The organism is Micromonospora sp. NPDC004704, from assembly GCF_053601675.1.
On the sequence record NZ_JBSGCD010000027.1, the window covers coordinates 40,108 to 58,945 of the forward strand.

At 71.3% G+C, this 18,838-nt stretch carries 16 protein-coding genes; 10 read left to right on the forward strand and 6 right to left on the reverse strand.

From position 1 onward, the window contains the following. The 6 genes from cobO to cobM are packed head-to-tail and all read left to right on the forward strand — an operon-like array spanning position 1 to position 4,830. A complete protein-coding gene (gene cobO / locus ACWEFB_RS28610; protein WP_363590740.1) occupies positions 1–603 on the forward strand; it encodes a cob(I)yrinic acid a,c-diamide adenosyltransferase in 603 nt (200 codons plus the stop codon). Beyond that, positions 597–1,946, forward strand: a complete 1,350-nt coding sequence (locus ACWEFB_RS28615) for a cobyrinate a,c-diamide synthase (protein WP_452290316.1) — start codon at positions 597–599, stop codon at positions 1,944–1,946. Before cobO ends, ACWEFB_RS28615 begins: the two co-directional genes overlap by 7 nt. Continuing rightward, entirely contained in the window at positions 1,937–2,428 is a 492-nt protein-coding gene (locus tag ACWEFB_RS28620; RefSeq protein WP_452290318.1) for a cobalamin biosynthesis protein, read from the forward strand. The genes ACWEFB_RS28615 and ACWEFB_RS28620 overlap by 10 nt, the downstream gene beginning before the upstream one ends. Further along, positions 2,425–2,841, forward strand: a complete 417-nt coding sequence (locus ACWEFB_RS28625) for a pyridoxamine 5'-phosphate oxidase family protein (RefSeq protein WP_326558826.1) — start codon at positions 2,425–2,427, stop codon at positions 2,839–2,841. Before ACWEFB_RS28620 ends, ACWEFB_RS28625 begins: the two co-directional genes overlap by 4 nt. After that, the gene (gene cbiE, locus ACWEFB_RS28630) at positions 2,834–4,090 is read left to right on the forward strand and encodes a precorrin-6y C5,15-methyltransferase (decarboxylating) subunit CbiE (protein ID WP_452290321.1); all 1,257 of its coding nucleotides are present in this window, start codon (positions 2,834–2,836) and stop codon (positions 4,088–4,090) included. The genes ACWEFB_RS28625 and cbiE overlap by 8 nt, the downstream gene beginning before the upstream one ends. After that, the gene (cobM, locus tag ACWEFB_RS28635; protein ID WP_326558824.1) at positions 4,087–4,830 is read left to right on the forward strand and encodes a precorrin-4 C(11)-methyltransferase; all 744 of its coding nucleotides are present in this window, start codon (positions 4,087–4,089) and stop codon (positions 4,828–4,830) included. Before cbiE ends, cobM begins: the two co-directional genes overlap by 4 nt. A 43-nt stretch (positions 4,831–4,873) precedes the next feature. Here the strand turns inward: cobM and ACWEFB_RS28640 are convergent, their stop codons facing one another. Further along, positions 4,874–5,962, reverse strand: a complete 1,089-nt coding sequence (locus ACWEFB_RS28640; protein WP_452290323.1) for a cobalt-precorrin-5B (C(1))-methyltransferase — start codon at positions 5,960–5,962, stop codon at positions 4,874–4,876. Positions 5,963–6,039: 77 nt separating this feature from the next. On the opposite strand from ACWEFB_RS28640, the gene ACWEFB_RS28645 reads away from it, so the two are divergent. Further along, the gene (locus ACWEFB_RS28645) at positions 6,040–6,831 is read left to right on the forward strand and encodes a cobalt-precorrin-6A reductase (protein ID WP_452290325.1); all 792 of its coding nucleotides are present in this window, start codon (positions 6,040–6,042) and stop codon (positions 6,829–6,831) included. A gap of 5 nt (positions 6,832–6,836) precedes the next feature. Here ACWEFB_RS28645 and ACWEFB_RS28650 read toward each other — a convergent pair whose 3' ends face one another. From ACWEFB_RS28650 to ACWEFB_RS28660, 3 genes are all read right to left on the reverse strand, one after another. Further along, positions 6,837–7,280 (reverse strand): hypothetical protein, encoded by a 444-nt coding sequence (locus ACWEFB_RS28650; protein ID WP_452290328.1) that lies wholly within the window; start codon positions 7,278–7,280, stop codon positions 6,837–6,839. Positions 7,281–7,514: 234 nt separating this feature from the next. Further along, the gene (locus ACWEFB_RS28655; RefSeq protein ID WP_326558821.1) at positions 7,515–8,564 is read right to left on the reverse strand and encodes a LacI family DNA-binding transcriptional regulator; all 1,050 of its coding nucleotides are present in this window, start codon (positions 8,562–8,564) and stop codon (positions 7,515–7,517) included. Between the two features lie 135 nt (positions 8,565–8,699). Beyond that, positions 8,700–12,182 (reverse strand): discoidin domain-containing protein, encoded by a 3,483-nt coding sequence (locus ACWEFB_RS28660; RefSeq protein ID WP_452290330.1) that lies wholly within the window; start codon positions 12,180–12,182, stop codon positions 8,700–8,702. Positions 12,183–12,443: 261 nt separating this feature from the next. Between ACWEFB_RS28660 and ACWEFB_RS28665 the strand changes: the two genes are divergently transcribed. Together ACWEFB_RS28665 and ACWEFB_RS28670 are read left to right on the forward strand one after the other, a co-directional pair. Then, the gene (locus tag ACWEFB_RS28665) at positions 12,444–13,862 is read left to right on the forward strand and encodes a GH1 family beta-glucosidase (RefSeq protein ID WP_452290332.1); all 1,419 of its coding nucleotides are present in this window, start codon (positions 12,444–12,446) and stop codon (positions 13,860–13,862) included. Between the two features lie 138 nt (positions 13,863–14,000). Then, positions 14,001–15,857: a LamG domain-containing protein gene (locus ACWEFB_RS28670; protein WP_452290334.1), complete on the forward strand. Its 1,857-nt coding sequence runs from the start codon at positions 14,001–14,003 to the stop codon at positions 15,855–15,857. A gap of 279 nt (positions 15,858–16,136) precedes the next feature. On the opposite strand, the gene ACWEFB_RS28675 is transcribed toward ACWEFB_RS28670, so the two are convergent. Next, positions 16,137–16,658, reverse strand: a complete 522-nt coding sequence (locus tag ACWEFB_RS28675; RefSeq protein WP_452290336.1) for an NUDIX hydrolase — start codon at positions 16,656–16,658, stop codon at positions 16,137–16,139. A gap of 83 nt (positions 16,659–16,741) precedes the next feature. Between ACWEFB_RS28675 and ACWEFB_RS28680 the strand changes: the two genes are divergently transcribed. Then, the gene (locus ACWEFB_RS28680; RefSeq protein WP_452290338.1) at positions 16,742–17,134 is read left to right on the forward strand and encodes a hypothetical protein; all 393 of its coding nucleotides are present in this window, start codon (positions 16,742–16,744) and stop codon (positions 17,132–17,134) included. 76 nt (positions 17,135–17,210) lie between these two features. Here the strand turns inward: ACWEFB_RS28680 and ACWEFB_RS28685 are convergent, their stop codons facing one another. After that, positions 17,211–18,827, reverse strand: a complete 1,617-nt coding sequence (locus ACWEFB_RS28685; RefSeq protein WP_452290393.1) for a precorrin-2 C(20)-methyltransferase — start codon at positions 18,825–18,827, stop codon at positions 17,211–17,213. Positions 18,828–18,838 lie beyond the last annotated feature (11 nt).

Here is an 18,838-nt window from a genome sequence, read left to right on the forward strand (position 1 = left end):
ATGCCCCAGGGCAAGCCGGAGCAGGTACCCGACGACGGTCTCACCACCCGGGAGCGGCGCCGCCAGCCGGTCACGGCGGTGCACACCGGTCAGGGCAAGGGCAAGTCGACCGCCGCGTTCGGGATGGCGTTGCGGGCCTGGAGCGCGGGTTGGCCGATCGCCGTCTTCCAGTTCGTGAAGAGCCCCAAGTGGAAGGTCGGCGAGGAGACCGCGCTGCGTGCGCTCGGTGAGAGCGGCAAGGGCGGCAGTGTGGTCTGGCACAAGATGGGCGAGGGCTGGTCCTGGATCCAGCGCCCCGGCACCGAGCGTGACCACGCGGTCGAGGCGGCCGAGGGCTGGGCCCAGATCAAACGCGACCTGGCCGCCGAGGCGTACCGCTTCTACGTGCTGGACGAGTTCACGTATCCGATCAAGTGGGGCTGGATCGACATTGACGACGTCGTCGCCACGCTGCGTGATCGGCCGGGCAACCAGCACGTGGTGATCACCGGCCGGGACGCACACCCGGATCTGGTCGACCTCGCCGACCTGGTCACCGAGATGACCAAGGTGAAGCACCCGATGGACGCCGGCCGCAAGGGCCAGCAGGGCATCGAGTGGTGACGGTTCCCCGACTGGTCATCGCGGCACCCGCCTCCGGGCACGGCAAGACCACCGTCGCGACCGGGCTGCTGGCCGCGTACGCCGCACGGGGTGTGCGGGTGGCCGGGTTCAAGGTCGGCCCGGACTACATCGACCCCGGATACCACACCCTCGCCGCCGGCCGACCGGGGCGCAACCTGGACCCGGTGATGGTCGGGGAGGACCTGGTCGGGCCGCTGTTCGCGCACGGTGCGGCCGGTGCCGACCTCGCCGTGGTCGAGGGCGTGATGGGCCTGTACGACGGGCGGGTCGGCGCCGGAGACTTCGGCTCCACCGCACACGTCGCCGCCCTGCTCGACGCGCCGGTGCTGCTGGTCGTCGACGCCTCCGCGCAGGCCCGTTCGGTGGCCGCCCTGGTCCACGGTTTCCGCTCGTTCGGCTCGGCCGCGACCGGGGCGATCCGGATCGCCGGGGTCCTGCTCAACCGGGTCGGTTCGGACCGGCACGAGGAGCTGCTCCGGGACGCCTGCGCCGAGGTCGGCACGCCGGTGCTGGGTGTGCTGCGCCGGCACGCGGTGATCGCCGCCCCGTCCCGTCACCTCGGGCTGGTGCCGGCGGTGGAGCGGCGGGCCGAGGCACTCGAATCGGTGGCCGTACTGGCCAGCCTGATCACGGAGAGCGTCGACCTGGACGCCGTACTCGGGGTGGCCCGCAGCGCGCCGCCGCTGGCCGCGCAACCGTGGGAGCCGCCGACGGTCGCCGTGACCGGGCCGCGCCCGGTGGTCGCGGTCGCCGGTGGTCCGGCTTTCAGCTTCGGGTACGCGGAGACCACCGAACTGCTGCGCGCGGCTGGTGCCGAGGTGGCCGTGGTCGACCCGCTGCACGACGAGACGCTGCCCCCCGGCACGGCGGCCCTGATCGTCGGCGGCGGCTTCCCCGAGGTGTACGCCGAACAGCTCACCGCCAACTCCCCGCTGCGCGCCGAGGTCGCCCGGTTGGCCGCGTCCGGCGCCCCGATCGCCGCCGAGTGCGCCGGCCTGCTCTGGCTCTGCCGCAGCCTGGACGGGGCACCGATGTGCGGGGTCCTGGACGCCGAGGCGGTGATGACCAGCCGGCTCACGTTGGGTTACCGGGACGCGGTCGCGCTGACCGACAGTGTGCTGGCGCCGACCGGCACCCGGGTCACCGGGCACGAGTTCCACCGGACCACGATCACCCCCCGAGCCGGTCGGGCGCCCGCCTGGGCGTGGCGGGACGCGGCACCGGAGGGCTTCGTCGTCGGGGGAGTGCACGCCTCGTACCTGCATCTGCACTGGGCGGGTCAGCCGTCGCTGGCCCGGAACCTGGTCGCCGCGTGTCGCTGATCGTCGGTGTCGGGGCCCGGTCGGCGGTGCACGCCGACGACCTCGACACGCTGATCGGTGCGACGCTCGCCGGCAACGGATTGGACCCGGCCCGGGTGACCGCCCTGGCGACCGTGGATCGGCGGGCTGCATCGCCGGCCCTGGTCGAGGTCGCCGCCCGCCGGGGCTGGCCCCTGCTCGGCTACCCGGCGGAGGCGTTGGCCGGCGAGCGGGTGCCGCACCCGTCCGCCCTGGCGCAGGTCACCGTCGGTACGCCGAGCGTGGCGGAGGCCGCCGCCCTGCGCGCCGTACGGGACACCGGTGCGCAGCCGATCCTGCTGGTCACCAAGCACACCGACGGTACGGCCACGGTGGCGGTCGCCGCCCCGGCCGGTGACCCGGACACGTACCGTCACCACCGTGCCGCCGCGGACCAGGGCGGCGAAGATCGGTATGACGTGGATCGGCACGGCGGGGATCGGCACAGCGAGGAGACGAGATGACGGAGCGGACCGGCGGGAAGGTCGATCACCGGGTCGAACCGGGCGGCGGCGCGCTCGGGGAGTTCTGGCGGGAACGCCACCTGTGCACGCTCACCACCATCCGGCCCAACGGCACCCCGCACGTGGTGCCGGTCGGGGTCACGTACGACATCGAGACCGGCCTGGCCAGGGTGATCTCCTCGCGTACCTCCCGCAAGGTGGTCCACCTGGCGGCTGCCGGTGGCCCGGTCGCGGTCTGCCAGGTCGACGGCCGCCGCTGGTCGACGCTCGAAGGCCACGCGGTGATCCGGGACGACCCCGCGTCGGTGGCCGACGCCGAGCGCCGCTACGCCGAGCGTTACCGGCAGCCGCGTCCGAACCCGGAGCGGGTGGTCATCGAGATCCGGGTCACCCGCGTGCTCGGCAATGTCTGACCAGCCCGCCGAGGTGGTGACGGTGGTCGGGATCGGCGCGGACGGCTGGGCGGGGCTGACCGGGGCGGCCCGAGCCGCGATCCGCTCGGCCGAGGTGCTGCTCGGCAGTGCCCGACAACTCGCCCTGCTCCCCGTGGACCTCACCGGTTCGGTCGGCGCCTCCGCCGCCGCGCCGTTCGACCAGGAACGGATCGCCTGGCCGTCGCCGATGCTGCCCGCCCTGCCCGGCTTGCTCGACGCGCACGGGGAACGGGCCGTCTGCGTACTGGCCAGTGGTGACCCGATGTTCTACGGCGTCGGTACGACGCTGACCCGGCTGCTCGGACCCGAGCGGGTACGGGTCCTGCCACACCCGTCGTCGGTCTCGCTCGCCTGTGCCCGGCTCGGCTGGCCCGCCGACGAGGTGGAGGTGGTGAGCCTGGTCGGGCGGGCGGTGGACCGGCTGCACCGGTCCGTGCACCCGAACCGGCGGCTGCTCGTACTCAGCGCCGACGGCGCCACCCCGGCGGCGGTGGCCGCCCTGCTGACCGACCGTGGTTACGGCGGGAGCGCGCTGACCGTACTGGAGTCGCTCGGTGGGCCGGACGAGCGGATCCGGGTCGGCACCGCGTCCGGATGGGACGAGCCGACCGGTGCGCTGAACATCGTCGCGGTGCACTGCCACGCCGACCCGGACGCGGCGGTACGTCCGCTGGTCCCCGGCCTGCCGGATGACGCGTACGAGCACGACGGGCAGTTGACCAAGCGGGAGATTCGCGCGGTGACCCTGGCCCGGTTGGCGCCGATCCCCGGCCAACTGCTCTGGGACGTCGGCGGGGGCGCCGGCAGCATCGCGATCGAATGGTTGCGTACGCACCCGTCCTGCCGGGCGGTGGCGATCGAGCGGGAGCCTGCACGGGCGGACCGGATCGCCGTCAATGCCGCCGCGCTCGGCGTCCCGGAGCTGCATGTCGTACGCGGTGCAGCGCCCGAGGCGCTGGCCGGACTGGAGGCGCCGGACGCGATCTTCGTCGGTGGCGGGGTGACCGTGCCGGGCCTGCTCGACCGGTGCTGGGAGGCGCTGCGGCCGGGCGGCCGGCTGGTGGTGAACGCGGTCACCCTGGAGTCGGAGCGGGTGGTGACCGACGCGTACGACCGGCTCGGCGGTGACCTGATCCGGCTGGCGGTCCAGCGGGCGGCGCCGGTCGGCAACTTCACCGGTTGGCGGCCGATGCTGCCGGTGACCCAGTGGACGGTGGCGAAACGATGACGGTCTTCTTCATTGGTGCCGGTCCGGGCGCCGCGGATCTGATCACGGTCCGGGGCCGGGACCGACTGGCGGCGGCGCCGGTCTGCCTCTACGCCGGCAGCCTGGTGCCGGCCGAACTGCTCGACCACTGCCCGCCCGGGGCCAGGCTGGTGGACACGGCCAACCTGGACCTGGACCAGATCGTGGCCGAACTGCTCGCCGCGCACACCGCCGGCCTGGACGTGGCCCGGCTGCACTCGGGTGACCCGTCGGTGTTCAGCGCGATGGCGGAGCAGATGCGCCGGCTGGACACCCTCGGTGTGCCGTACGAGGTGGTGCCGGGAGTGCCCGCGTTCGCCGCCGCCGCGGCGGCGCTCGGCCGGGAGTTGACCGTGCCGGGGGTGGGGCAGACGGTGATCCTCACCCGCACCGCCGCCCGCGCCACCCCGATGCCGCCGGGGGAGGACCTGGCCACCCTGGGCCGCAGCCGGGCAACCCTCGTGCTGCACCTGGCCGTGCAACGGATCACGGAACTGGTCGACGAACTCGTCCCCAACTACGGGTCGGACTGCCCGGTGGCCGTGGTCGCCCGCGCCAGCCGCCCCGACGAACTGGTCCTGCGCGGCACCCTGGCCGACATCGCCGAGCAGGTACGCGACGCCGGCATCGTCCGTACCGCCGTGGTGATCGTCGGTGACGTCCTCACCGCCGCCACGTTCCCCGACAGCCACCTCTACTCGACCACCCGCTGCCGTGTCTGATCCGTCGGTGGAACGGGTCGGGAGAACCGGCGACCGGGTCGGGTCAGGGGGTGCGGCCGACGATGGTGCCGGCGCGGTCGATGACCACCACGTCGACCTCGACCGGGGCGCCGCGCAGAACCTCCGCGGCGGTGTTGCGGGCACCGAGGGCGACCAGGTCACCGAGCGGCAGCCCGGCCGCCTGGCACTGGCGCAGCGCGTCCAGCGCGGTGTTCGCCCCGCGTACGCCCTCGACCAGGTCGGGACCGGCGCCGGCCCCGGCGACCAGTTCGGCCAGGGCCCGGAAGTCCACCTGCGACCGGCCGGAGTGCAGGTCGAGGTGACCGTTGGCCAGTTTCGTCAGCTTGCCGATCCCACCGGCCACGGTGAGCCGGGGGATCGGGTGCCGGCGCAGGTACTTCAGCACCGCCCCGGCGAAGTCGCCCATGTCCAGCAGCGCGTCGTCGGGCAGCCCGTACAGCTCGGTGGCGACCCGCTCGGAGGTGCTGCCGGTGCACGCGGCCACGTGCCGGTGCCCGGCGGCGCGGGCCACGTCGACACCGCGCCGGATGCTGTCGATCCAGGCCGAGCAGGAGTACGGCACCACGATGCCGGTCGTGCCGAGGATGGACAGCCCGCCGAGGATGCCCAGCCGGGGGTTCCAGGTGTGCCGGGCGAGTTCCTCGCCGCCCTCGACGGAGATCTCCACCAGCACGTCCCCGGTGCCGCCGTGCCGGTCGGCGACCTCCGCCACCGCCCGGCGCATCATGTCCCGGGGCACCGGGTTGATCGCCGGCTCGCCGACCGGCAGCGGCAGGCCGGGTTTGGTCACCGTGCCGACTCCCGGTCCGGCCTGGAACACCACGCCGGAGCCGGTCGGTGCCGGGCGTACGGTGGCGCAGACCAGGGCCCCGTGAGTCACGTCGGGGTCGTCCCCGGCGTCCTTCACCACCCCCGCGAACGCCCGCCCGTCGCCGAGTTCCTCGCGGGCCAGGGCGAACGCCGGTCGCTGTCCCTTCGGCAGGGTGATCTCCACCGGGTCCGGGAAGGAGCCGGTGAGCAACGCCGTGTACGCGGCGGTGGTCGCCGCGGTGGCACAGGCACCGGTCGTCCAGCCGTACCGCAGCTGGGTCGGGGTCCTGCCGCTGGTCACCAGCTCAGCATGCCTGCCGCCCGGACGGTCACCGACCCGGGGGTACGACTGCGCGTGTCGGAGAGGCGGTGGTGGCCGTGGCGGACCTGACCGTCCTGTTGCTCGGCGGCACCGGGGAGGCCCGTCGCCTGGCCGCCCTGCTGGTGCGGGACCGGCCCGGGTGGCGGGTGGTGACCTCGCTCGCCGGTCGGGTGGCCGACCCTGCGCTGCCCGAGGGCGAGGTCCGGATCGGTGGCTTCGGTGGCCCGGCCGGGCTGGCCGACTGGCTGCGCCGGGAACGGGTCGACGCGGTGCTGGACGTGACCCACCCGTTCGCCGCCACGATGAGCGCCTCCGCCGTGAGTGCCTGCGCCGAGGTCGGGGTGCCGCTGCTGGTCGTACGCCGACCGGGGTGGACCGCGCAGCCCGGTGACGCCTGGCGGCGGGTCCCGTCGCTGGCCGCCGCCGCCGAAACCGTCGTCGAGCTGGGGGAGCGGGTCTTCCTCACCACCGGCCGGCAGAGCCTGGCCGCCTTCGCCGACCTCGACCGGCACTGGTTCCTGGTCCGCTCGGTCGACCATCCCGAGCCGCCGTTGCCGCGCCGCCTCGCGGTGGTGCTGGACCGTGGCCCGTTCACCGTGGACGGCGAACTGGCCCTGCTGCGCCGGTACGACATCGACGTGCTGGTCACCAAGGACAGCGGCGGCACCATGACCGTGGCGAAGCTGCACGCCGCCCGCCGGCTCGGTCTTCCGGTGGTGATGGTCGACCGTCCCCCCACCCCGCCCACCGACCAGGTCACCCGGATCGAGGACGTCCTGCCCTGGCTGGCCGCGCATTGCAGCGCGTCGATCCAGGACAGACGCTGGTCAGGGGATCCGGCATCCTGACCCGGTCAGGAGTTGTTGTTCACCCATGTCCCCCAGCCCGAGCAGGTCGGAGCGCAGGTGCTCCACCTGATCCTGCTGCCGTAAGACCCGAAGTAGTTTCGGCTGCTGGACTCGTAGTAGTCCTTGTTGCAGACGCCTGACTGGCCGTAGCCGAGATTGCTGATACAGCCACCTATGCGGTAGAGCACCCACTGGGAGCCGTCCCACAGTTGGTTCTGCCACTCCACCCGTACGGTGCCGGATGTCCAGCTCCGGATGCTCCACTGGTCGCCGTACTCCTTGAAGCAACCTTCGGCTTCCTGGATGACCAGGCATGGTCCCACGATGGGCGTCGTCGTCGGCACCACGTAGTCCGTCTCGTAATCCGCGGCCGACGCGGCCGTGGGAACGACGAGGATGCCCACCATCAGCATGGCCGTCGTACCGATGATTGCGAGCAGTCGTCTCATTCGCCACCTCCGTCATAGGCGGAGAGTTCCGGGCCAGGAAACCGATGCGACTCGTCCTGTGCGCCGAGTCCCCCGCATTTCGCCAGACGGTTGCCCGTCCGGTGCCCACTCCGTACGCGAGGAGCGGATGAATCGACCCTGCGCCACCGACCTGGCGGGAACATTGGGTGAACCTTGAATCGGCTCGTCACAGCGGAGCGGGCCGATCAAGCCCGGCACGCCCCGTACCCGTTGTCAGGCCGACTGGCGGTGGACCAGGACCGGGTCGAAGATGACCGAGGTGACCCGCTGCTCGGGGTCGTCGATCCGGGCCAGCAGCAGCCGCGCGCTCTCCGCGGCCATGTCCTCCAGCGGGTGCCGGATGGTGGTCAACGGCGGTCGGGCGGCCAGGGCTGCGGAGCTGTCGTCGAAGCCGATGACGGCGACGTCGTCCGGCACCCGGCACCCGGCCTCACGCAGCGCCATCAGCGCCCCCTGGGCCATCAGGTCGTTGGCGACGAACACCCCGTCCAGCCCCGGGTGCTCCCGGCGGAGCTGGTACATCGCCTGCTCACCGCTGTCGTGGGTGAAGTTCCCGGCGACTGCCGGCACGTACGGGTGACCGTGCCGGGCCATCGCCCGGCGGAAGCCGGCGATCCGGTCCTGGCTGGCCGGCACGTCGACCGGGCCGCTGATCATGCCGACCTGTCGGCAGCCCCGGCCGACCAGGTGGTCGGCGGCGAGGGCGGCGCCCGCGTCGTTGGCGACATCGACGTAGCTCACCGGCAGCGGGGTCGCCGGCCGGCCGACCAGTACGGCGGCCAGCCCGGCCTCGGTCATCAGCGCGGGCAGGGTGTCCTCGGGGTGCAGTGACAGGACCACCGCCCCGTCGGCCTGGCCCTGTCGCAGGTCGCCGACGAGCCGGACCCTGGCCTGCTGGGTGCCGACGAGTTGCAGCGCCAGCTGGATGCCGAGCGGGCGCAGCACGCTCAGCAGGCCGCCGACGACCCGGCCGAAGAACGGGTCGGCGAAGAACCGGCTCATGAACGGGTCGTCGTCGTGGTCCTCGTTGTCGGAGACGACCAGGGCGACGGTGCCGGTGCGACGGGTGACCAGGGATCTGGCTGCCCGGTTCGGCACGTACCCGGTCACCTCGACGGCGTGCCAGACCACCTCGTGCAGTTGCGGGTCGACGTTGCGGATCCCGTTGACGACCCGCGAGACGGTGGCTCGGGAGACACCGGCGACCCGCGCAACGTCCTCCAGGGTGGGCAGCCGGGCACCGGCCCGGATCTCACCGCTCATCGAGTGCGGCACCGATGCTCATGCCGGCATTTATAGCACAGCGAACGGAGAGCGCTTTCCCATCCATTCGGGTCGACGCGGGGATGGCGGGCGCCCCACCGGCACCCGCCATCCCTTCCGTGCCCCTAGGAAACGTCAGCGGTAGACGCCGAACTCCCACAACGAATAGCCGTAGGCGGTGGCCCGTTCCGTGCCGTTCATGCGTACGTATCTGCCGGTGCCGGAGATGGCGAGACTGTCGAATCCACCGTTGCCACTGGTGGTCGAGTAGACCGTGGTCCAGGTGGCACCGTCGGTCGAGGTCTGGATCTGGTACGCCTTCGCGTACGCCGCCTCCCAGGCCAGTTGTACGTGGTTGAAGGTGGTGACCGTACCGAGGTCGACCTGGATCGAGGCGGCCCCGACCCACTCGCTCGCCCAGCGGGTGCCGAAGTTGCCGTCCACCGCGTACGACGGCAGTTGCGGCCCGCTCGGCCCGGTCGGTTGGTACGACGACGCGGTGGCCGGCTTGCCGAGCGCCACGTTGGTGCCGGGTACGGTCGGCGGGACCACCCGGAACGAGCGCTGCTCGATGCCGACGTTGCCGTGACCGTCGAACGCGTACACGTAGACCAGCCAGACCCCGAGTTGCTCCGGCGCCCGTACGGTGAACCGCCCGTTGCCGGTCTCGGTGAAGCTGACGTGGTCGAACCCGCGGTTGGCGTTGATGTGCTTGCTGTTGACCATCAGGTTGTACCGGATCAGGTCCTGCTGCGGATCGCTCGCGGCCACCTCGACGGTGAACTGCCCGCCGGCCGGCACCGAGGTCGGCGAACCGACCGTCATCGCGGTGATCTCCGGTGGGGTGTTCGCCGACGCCTGACCGGTGTACGCCTGCCGCAGCGCGTGGTAACCGAGTCGGCGCCAACCGCCGGTGGTGACGTTGAGCCAGACCCCGCCGAAGTCGTTCTCCAGTCCGTAGTGGAACTCGGTCGCGCCCAGCGCCACTCCCGGATGCGCCTTGATCGCGTTCCAGCTCGCCGTGTAGCCGGCCCGCTTCTCCAGGTCGGACGGCTCCTTGGCGACCCCGTTGGCGTCCGGGTCGACCTCCCACTCGCCGGCCGGTCCGGCCTCGGTCACCAGGTACGGCTTGGTGTAACCACCGGCGATCCAGTCCGTCTTGACCGTGCCGATCGCTCCGTACGCGTTGACCGCCAGCAGATCCAGCGCCGGCGCGTACGTCCTGTAGTACGGCCATGCCCCGGTCCACGCGTCGGTGGAGGTGACCGGGTGGTTCGGGTCGGCGGCGTGGATCGCCACCGCGATCTCGTTGACGAACCGGGCGTACGCGATCCGGCGCGCCTCGACCTCGGCGGCCGGCAACCCGTGGTCCTGCATGGTCAGGATGACCTCGTTGCCCACGTCCCACATCAGGACGCCCTGGTAGCCCTTGAGTGCGTTGACCCGGGCCACGATCTCGTTCCTGGCCGCGGTCTTGTACGCGGTGTCGTTGACGTAGTCCGCGCCCTGGTTGAGCCAGTGCCCGACGACCACCTTGATGCCCTGCTGCGCGGCCCGGTTGAGCAGTGTCGGGGTTTGGGTGTCGTCCACCCCCCAGGTGCGGATCGTGTTGACCCCGGTGTTCTTCAGGTCGCGCATGTAACCGTCGGCAGCCCCCTGCGGCGGACCGTAGGTGAGCCCCTTCACCTCGTACGGCGCGCCGTTGACCTGTAGCTGCCAGTTGCCCTGGGTGCCGGTCACCCGGACCACGCTCGGTCCGGCCGGGGTGGCCGGGTCGGTCATCGCGGCCGGGACGGTCCCGGTGGCGCGGGCGACCGTCACCGAGTCGACGCTCAGCGTGCCGCCGGAGACGGTCTCCGGGGTCGGGGTGGTCTGCCCGGCGACCGCGTTGGGCAGCGACCCGCCGACGGCCAGGTCGAACCGGAGGTAGAAGGCGTGCTGCACGGCGGCCTGCCAGGCGGTGACACCGACCTGGCTCTCCCGGACCACCCAGGTCTGCCGGCCGTCGAGGTAGAACCGGATCTCCTCGTCGGTCTTCGTCCGGTCGATGACCTGCGCGTACTCGTGGTAGCCGGTCTGGCATCCGGTGCAGCTCGCCAGGCCGCTGGTCCGGCCGTTGTACTCGTTGCACACCCCCTCCGGCGCGGTGCCGCAGTGCAGGGTCTGGGAGAGCTGGCTGCGTCCGTTGACGTCGGTCATGATGTCGGTCTCGCCGACCCCCGGCCAGTTGTTGTAGTTGCCTCGGTACGCAGCACCCGTGGCCCGGAAGCCGGGCCAGTACCCGAGCGCGTTCGTCCCGTCCGGTTGCTTGAGCACGGCGCTGAACTTCAGCAGCTCACCGGGGCGGGGGGTGAAGTCGGCCCGTTGGGTCTCGATCCGGCCCGAGGTCCAGTTGCCGGCACCGTCCCGGATCGCCCGCAGGTTGAGCCGGCCGGCGCCGTCGAGGTGCACGTTCGCGGTCGACGCGCTCGCGGTCTCGACCGAGCCGGTGCCCCAGTTCGGGGCGCCGCCGGGATACTGCGTCCCGGTCCGCAGCAGCCAGTTCGCCGCCGACGGGCTGGTGTTTGCCGGCCCGGTGAAGTCGTCGGTCCAGAGCGTGGTCCAGTTGCCGGGGACCGGGTCCGTCGGGGTCGGGGTCGGTGGCGGCGTGGTGGGAGGCGGTGTGCTGGTCCCGCCGGTGCGGATCAGGAGTTCGTAGAGGGAGTACCCGTAGCCGGTGGCCCGGGTGGTGCCGTACATCCGCAGGTAGCGACCGCTGGCGGTGAGCGGGATGGTCTGGGTGCCGCCGGTGCCGGTGGTGGTGGCGTACGCGGTGGTCCAGGTGGTCGCGTCGGTCGAGGTCTGGATCTGGTACGCGCTGGCGTACGCGCCTTCCCACTGCAGGACCGCCTGGCAGATGCTCCGTACGGTGCCGAGGTCGACCTGGAGCCACTGCGGATCCGACCAGGCCGAGGACCAGCGGGTGCCCGGGTTGCCGTCGACGGCGGCACCGGCCGGGGTGTCGGCGGCCTGGGCGGACGAGGCGGTGGCGGGACGGCCGAGGGCGGCGTTGTCGGTGCCGCAGCCGCCGGTCGGGTTCGGGGTGGGGGTGGTGCCGGTGGTCCCGTACACCTGGAGTTCGTAGAGCGAGTACCCGTAGCCGCTGGACCGGGCGGTGCCGTACAGCCGCAGGTGGCGGCCGGTGCCGGTGACCGGGATGGTCTGGGTGCCGCCGGTGCCGGTGGTGGTGGAGTAGACAGTGGTCCAGGTGACGGTGTCCGGTGAGGTCTGGAGCTGGAAGGCGCTGCCGTACGCGCCCTCCCACCGCAGGACGACCTGGTTGATGGTGGCGGTGGCGCCGAGGTCGACCCGGATCCACTGCGGGTCGGACCACTGGCTCGACCAGCGGGTGGCGAGGTTTCCGTCGACCGCCGCCGTGGCCGGGGTGTCCGTGGCCTGGTCGGACGACGACACGACGGGGCGGCCCTGCGACAGCAGGACGTCGGCCGCGCTGGCCGGTGGTGGTGCCACGAACAGGTAGGCCGCGACCAGCGCGAGCAGGGCGGCCGGGAGCAGGACCTGCCAGCGTCGGGGCACGGCTGTCGGCCCGGCTGGTGGGGCTGGGGGGACCGGGTACACGGTGGACTCCTGCCTCTCGACGACAACGGGGTCGCGGCGGGGGTGGGATCGGTGCTTTCATTGGAGAGCGCTCTCCGTTGCTCGAAGTGTTACGCCGAGTTTTCCGGCATGTCAAGAGATCCGTCGATGTCTGCCCGGCCCTTCTTGACATCGAGGGCCGCTCCGGGGACTCTGGCGAGAGTGGCCGGAGAGCGCTCTCCGGTGCGGGAATCTCGTGCCCGTCGTCGTAGAACGTCCGTCGTCGTAGAAGCTGGAGATCGGATGACCATCCTCGGGGCAACGGAGACGCTGACCGGCGACCGCCGGGGCGACCTACGGTTCCCGGTCGACTTCTGGTGGGGGGCGGCGACCGCCGCGTACCAGATCGAGGGCGCGGTGACCGAGGGCGGCCGTACGCCGTCCATCTGGGACGTCTTCGCCGCCACACCGGGGCGGATCGAGGACGGCGGCACCGGCGAGACCGCCACCGACCACTTCCACCGCTACCGCGAGGACGTCGCGCTGATGGCCGAACTCGGCCTCGCCGCGTACCGGTTCTCGGTCGCCTGGCCCCGGATCCGCTCCGCCGGCGGCGCCGGTGTCAACGCCGCCGGGCTCGACTTCTACGACCGCCTGGTCGACGCGCTGCTCGCCGCCGGGATCACCCCGGTCGCCACCCTCTACCACTGGGACCTCCCGCAGGAGTTGGAACAGGCGGGCGGCTGGACCAACCGGGACACCGCCGGCCACTTCGCTGACTACGCGTCCGCCGTCGCCAGCCGGCTGGGCGACCGGGTACGCCTGTGGAACACCCTCAACGAACCGTGGTGCTCCGCCTTCCTCGGTTACGGCTCCGGCGGCCACGCGCCGGGCCGGACCAGTCACCGGGACGCCCTGACCGCAACCCACCACCTGCTGCTCGCCCACGGTCTGGCCACCCGGGCACTGCGCGCCGCCGCGACCACCGGACAGGTCGGGATCGCCCTCAACGCGGGTCGGGTACGACCGGTGTCGACCGCCCCCGCCGACCTGGACGCCGCCCGTCGCATCGACGGGCTGCTCAACCGGATCTTCTTCGACCCACTGCTGCGCGGCGCCTATCCGGCCGACATCCAGGCGGACACCGCCGGGATCACCGATTGGTCCTTCGTCCGGGACGGCGACCTGGCGGTGATCAGCACCCCGATCGACGCCCTCGGCGTCAACTACTACCAACCCGACCTGGTCGGCGCGGCACCCGCCGGGCAGTCCGACCCGGGCACGCCGTACCCGACCGCGCAGGACATCGTCTTCCACCCGACCCCCGGACCGGTGACCGACATGGGTTGGTCGATCGACCCCACCGGGCTGCGGGAGGTCCTGCTCGGGATCCGCCGCGACTACGGCGACATCCCCATGTACGTCACCGAGAACGGCGCCGCGTACGTCGACCGGGTCACGCCGGACGGGCGGGTCCCCGACCCGGAACGGATCGACTACCTGCACGCCCACCTCGCCGCCGTGCACGAGGCGATGAGTGCCGGGGTGGACCTGCGCGGCTACTTCGTCTGGTCCCTCCTGGACAACTTCGAGTGGGGGTACGGCTACAGCAAGCGGTTCGGCCTCGTCCACGTCGACTACGCCACCCAGGCCCGCACCCTCAAGGACAGCGCCCACTGGTACCGGGAAGTGATCGCGGCCGGCGGTCTCGAAACCCGCTAGGGATCAGTCCAATATGTTCACTGAATTCGCTGGTGTACGGGCATCGAGGCCTGTGACACTTGTCCCCGCGATCATGACGGTTGGCGGGACGGCCGACCGTCGATCGACCCAATCGTCGACCTCACGGGGAGTGTCTTGGTGTTCAGTCGTGCACGCAGTTCGGCAAGTCCGACGTACTGGTGGGGCGCGATCGTCGCGTTCGTAATGGCGGTGGTGCTGGGCGCGCCGACCCTGGCACTGGCGGATCCGCCGCCGTCGAACCTGGTCCCGCCGGTGACGGTGACGATCGACTCGTTGCCGGCCGGCCCAGGTCGGCCGGCAACGTTCACCATCTCCTCCACCGAACCGACGGTTACGAAGTTCCGCTACGGCTGGACCGCTCGCACCAACGAGGTCGCCGCGATCGGCACCACCGTCCGCTCGGCCACGGTGACGATCATCGTGCCGCACTACGGCATCAACACCCTCTACGTGTCGGCCGTCGACAACAACTATAACGAGGGCTATAGCTCGATCGACTTGACCGTGCCCAGTCCCGCTTCGCCGACGGCCCTGTGGAGTCTGCAGGCGTATCCCGGGGCGACTCGGGCACAGGCGCTTCATGATCAGAGCGCGGTGCTCGACACTCCGCTCACCGGAGTCAACATCGGTTGGGCGGACGACGTCCGGATGATCGGTGCGGAGGCGGTCGACTTCGACGGGCAGTCGTCGTACCTGAGCGCGTCGCCGGCCGCGCTGGACACCTCCGGGACCTTCGCCATCGCGGCCTGGGTCCGGCTGAGCGACAAGTCCCAGGACCGGACCCTCGTCAGCAAGGACAGCAGTGGTCTCGACTCGCTGTCCTTCGGCTACCGCAAGGACATCAACCGATGGTCCGTGCAGATGCCGTCCAAGGCCGCCGCCCCGCAGATCAAGTGGGCGAAGGCGCGGTCCACCTCGATCCCGAAGCTGGGCCTGTGGACCCACCTGGCGACGGTGTACAACACCGCCGACCAGACGCTCAAGCTCTATGTGAACGGGATCCTGGAGGGGACAGCCACCAACGCCGTCGGCTTCAACGATCCGCAGGGTGAGTTCCGGCTCGGGCGTTCGGAGTCCACGTGGTGGCAGGGCAACCTTGCCGACGTGCTGGTGTACGACCGCGCTCTCAGCGAGGTGGACTTCTTCGGCCAGCGCGCCTCGGACCCCTATTCCGGCGGCGTGGACGCGTCAGGTCTGCTGCACCCGCTCACGGTGGGGACGTGGGACTTCGTGGGTACGTACTGTTACGAGCAGCTCGATGAGCCCTACAGCTGTGATGAGCTGGACTACTCCATGTTCGGTCGACACCTCCAGTTGACCCAGGGCACCTCCGGCGCCTCGCCGGGCAACCGCGACGGGCTGTGGCTCGACGGGGTGCACTGGATCGATGACCCCACCGACCCCTACTACGGGTTGGCGACGAAGGAGTACGGCTGGTCGCAGACCAACATCGGCGAGGACGGCAACCCGGTCTGGCAGGACAGTCCGGTACTGCGTACCGACCAGTCGTACTCGGTGTCGGTGTGGGGCACGGTCGACCCGGGCCAGGGCGCGCAGACACTGGTGTCGCAGGACTCGAACGGCTTCAGTGCCTTCCAGGTGGCGTACCGGCCGGACAACGGCGGGGAGTGGGTGTTCAAGGTTCGGGCGAACGCCGACGGTCCGACGGACACGAAGACCACGTACGCGGTCGCGCCCGCCCCGGACCCGACGGTGTGGCACCACCTGGTCGGCGTACTCGACGCCACCCGGTCCCAAGTCCGTCTGTACGTGGACGGCGTGCTCACCCAGACGGTGAACCTCAACCAGGCGTGGAAGCCGTGGCAGGCGTCCGGTTCGCTGCTGGTGGGACGGGCGACCACCCCGTCCGGTCCGACGGAGTGGCTGCACGGCGGCCTCGATGACCTGGAGCTGTATCAGGGCGCGCTCTCCGACACCGCCGTCAGCACGATCTTCGACCGGCAGTCGTGGTGATCGACGGGGTGTGAATCCCGATCGTCGGCTGGTGGTCGAGGGCACAGGAACCAGTGGGGCGAGAACGGGTCGTGTTCTAAATCGACTCTTACGGATGTTGACTGGTCTTGGGAATCACAGAACTCTGCCATCACCTGCGGTGACAGGGGCTTCTCCCGGATGGACCGATGGGTGGTGAGCATCGGCGGCACCGTGCCGCCGGTGCTCGCCGGGAGGACGACCTGGTGGACACCTCGATCGAAGGCTCAACGGTGAGTGGTGACCGGGTTGCCGACCCGTTCAGTGGACGTCGTCGGTGTGGTGCCAGGGGAGTTGTTGGGGTTCGCGCGGATGCGGCTCGGTGAGCAGGTCGGTCAGCAGTCCGGCGAGTCCGATCGGATGGACGGTGTCGCCGGAGGCGGCCAGTTCGTCCACAGGCCACCACCGGTGCCCGACCTGCGCCGTGAGTTCGTACGCGGCCATCCCGCTCATGTCGACCTCGTGCGACTCGACCTGGAGCCGGAAGAAGTCGTCGCGGAAGTTGCCGGCGGCCCAGCCGAGGTCGGCGTACCCGCCGGTGTAGGCGACCGGATCGCCGAGCCGGTCCGGGTCGACCGCGAGCCCGACCTCCTCGTGGAGTTCGCGGGCCGCCGCCTGCGCCAGCGACTCACCCTCATCGACCCCGCCGCCGGGGGTGCACCAGTAGTGGCCGAGACCGGGGTTGTCGGGGTTGGTCAGGTATTTCAGGAGCAGGACCCGACCGGCGGCGTCGAGCAGCAGAACCCGTGCCGATCGGCGCCGGTACGTCACCTGGTCCGTCATTGGCTCAGATTACCGAGCCCGGCACCCGCATCGGTAGCGAGAATGCCAGCTCGACGCCTTGATCAGATACGATGCTCGCCCAAGTGGATCTTGAAGAGAAGGCAATGAATATGGCACTGAGTGACAAACTCGGTCCGCGGGTGGCGCCGTTTCTCGAACCCGGCGAAATCCCGCGACCCACGTTCCTGGCCCAGGGTGGCCTGAATCCCTGGATAGCCAATTCCTTCGGTGCCATCGGCCTGATCGCCCTGGCCAAACGTCGCATCGTCGCGGTGACCGATCACGCGATCGTGGTCTTGGAGACGAACCTGAACGGCACCAAACCGACAAAGGTGCTGGCCCGGCACCCCCGGCACAGCCAGCTCGGACCGGTCAAGGGGATCTGGCCCAGGATAAGCGTGGGCCACGAGAAGCTCTACGTGCACTGGCGGTTCCACAAGCAGGTACGGGCCGCCGACGGCGATCTGCTGTCCTGAGTGCCGACGGGTTACCGATCGGCCGGCCGCACCTCGCGCGCGAACCTCCCGACCGATCGGTGATCCCGGAACCGCGTCAGGCCGGATACCGCCGGGGCGTGAAGACCACCGGATCGCCGGAACCCCGCTCCACCACCTGCGTGGTGGACGAGCCGACCAGCAGCAGCGTACGCATGTCGACGTCGGCCGGGTCGAGGTCGGCGAGCCGGACCACGCGTACGCGTTCACCCGAGCCGCCGACGTCCCGCCCGAGCACCACCGGGGTCTCCGGTGACCGGCGCGCCAGCAACAGGTCCTTCGCCGCCGCCACCTGCCAGGTACGGCTCTTCGACCCCGGGTTGTAGATCGCGATCACCAGGTCGGCCTCGGCCGCAGCGGCCAACCGCTTCGCGATGATGTCCCACGGCTTGAGCCGGTCCGACAGCGACAGCACGCAGTAGTCGTGCCCAAGCGGGGCGCCGACCCGGCTCGCCACCGCCTGGGCGGCGGTCAGACCCGGCAGTACCCGTACCGGAATGTCGGTCCACTTCGGTTCGGAGGCGACCTCCAGGACGGCGGCGGCCATCGCGAACACGCCCGGGTCACCGGAGGAGACCACCGCCACCCGCCGGCCGCGCCGGGCCAGGTCCAGGGCGAACTCGGCCCGTTCCGCCTCCACCCGGTTGTCCGAGGCGTGCCGGCGCTGGCGCGGGTTGGCCGGCACCCGGTCCAGGTACGGCCCGTAACCGACCAGGTCGTCGGCGACGGCGAGCGCGTCCTGCGCCTGCGGGGTCAACCACTCCCGCCCGGCCGGACCGAGCCCGACCACGACGACCTCACCCATCCCGGCCGTCACCAGCTCGGAAGCACCCACCGGCTCGGTGACACCCACCGTTCCGGCAATACCCATCGGCCCGGCCGCAGCGGAGGAAGCCACCGCACCCGCCAACTCCGCGCGGGTACGTTCGTGCACCCGGCTGGGCAGCAACGCCAGCGAGAAGTACGGCACCGTCTCCGGATCCACCTCGGCGAGCCGGGCGGACTGCTGACGATCCGTGGTGGCGCGTTCGACGTACCAGGCCTCGTCCAGCCGGCCCGCCTGCGCGAGTGCCGCGCGGACGTTGCCGAACGTCCGACCCAGTTTCATGATCGCCGCCGAGTCGGTGGCCGCCAACCGCTCCGCCAGAACCTCGGTCGGCAGCGTGCCCGGCAGCACGGTCAGGATCTCGTCCCGCTCCACCAGCGGACGCCCGAGTACGGCCGCAGCCGCGCTGACCGAGGTGACGCCCGGCACCACCTCGGTCGGGTACCGACCGGCGAGCCGCTTGTGCATGTGCATGTACGAGCCGTAGAAGAACGGATCGCCCTCGCAGAGCACCACCACGTTCCGCCCGGCGTCCAGGTGCGTGGCGAGCCGGGCCGCGCTCGCCGCGTAGAACTCCTCGATCTCGGCGCGGTACCCGTCCGGGTGCTCCGGCTTCTCCGTGGTGACCGGGTAGGTCAGCGCCTCCTCGATCTGCCCGTCCCGCAGATACGGCTCGGCGATCGTCCGCGCCACACTCCGCCCGTGCCGGGCGCTGTGGTACGCGATCACGTCCGCCCGCTCGACCAGCCGGGCGGCCTTCACCGTCACCAGTTCCGGGTCACCCGGTCCGAGCCCCACTCCGTACAGCCGTCCGGTGAGGCGGCCCGGTTCCGTTTCGTCCACGGGCATGCCGCCGTCCA

Bases quoted from the DNA above. Each gene is read 5' to 3' on its own strand.
- cbiE (WP_452290321.1), top strand. From the start codon at position 2,834: ATGTCTGACCAGCCCGCCGAGGTGGTGACGGTGGTCGGGATCGGCGCG.
- ACWEFB_RS28685 (WP_452290393.1), bottom strand. From the start codon at position 18,827: ATGCCCGTGGACGAAACGGAACCGGGCCGCCTCACCGGACGGCTGTAC.
- ACWEFB_RS28655 (WP_326558821.1), bottom strand. From the start codon at position 8,564: ATGAGCGGTGAGATCCGGGCCGGTGCCCGGCTGCCCACCCTGGAGGAC.
- ACWEFB_RS28625 (WP_326558826.1), top strand. From the start codon at position 2,425: ATGACGGAGCGGACCGGCGGGAAGGTCGATCACCGGGTCGAACCGGGC.
- ACWEFB_RS28675 (WP_452290336.1), bottom strand. From the start codon at position 16,658: ATGACGGACCAGGTGACGTACCGGCGCCGATCGGCACGGGTTCTGCTG.
- cobM (WP_326558824.1), top strand. From the start codon at position 4,087: ATGACGGTCTTCTTCATTGGTGCCGGTCCGGGCGCCGCGGATCTGATC.
- ACWEFB_RS28665 (WP_452290332.1), top strand. From the start codon at position 12,444: ATGACCATCCTCGGGGCAACGGAGACGCTGACCGGCGACCGCCGGGGC.
- cobO (WP_363590740.1), top strand. From the start codon at position 1: ATGCCCCAGGGCAAGCCGGAGCAGGTACCCGACGACGGTCTCACCACC.
- ACWEFB_RS28650 (WP_452290328.1), bottom strand. From the start codon at position 7,280: ATGAGACGACTGCTCGCAATCATCGGTACGACGGCCATGCTGATGGTG.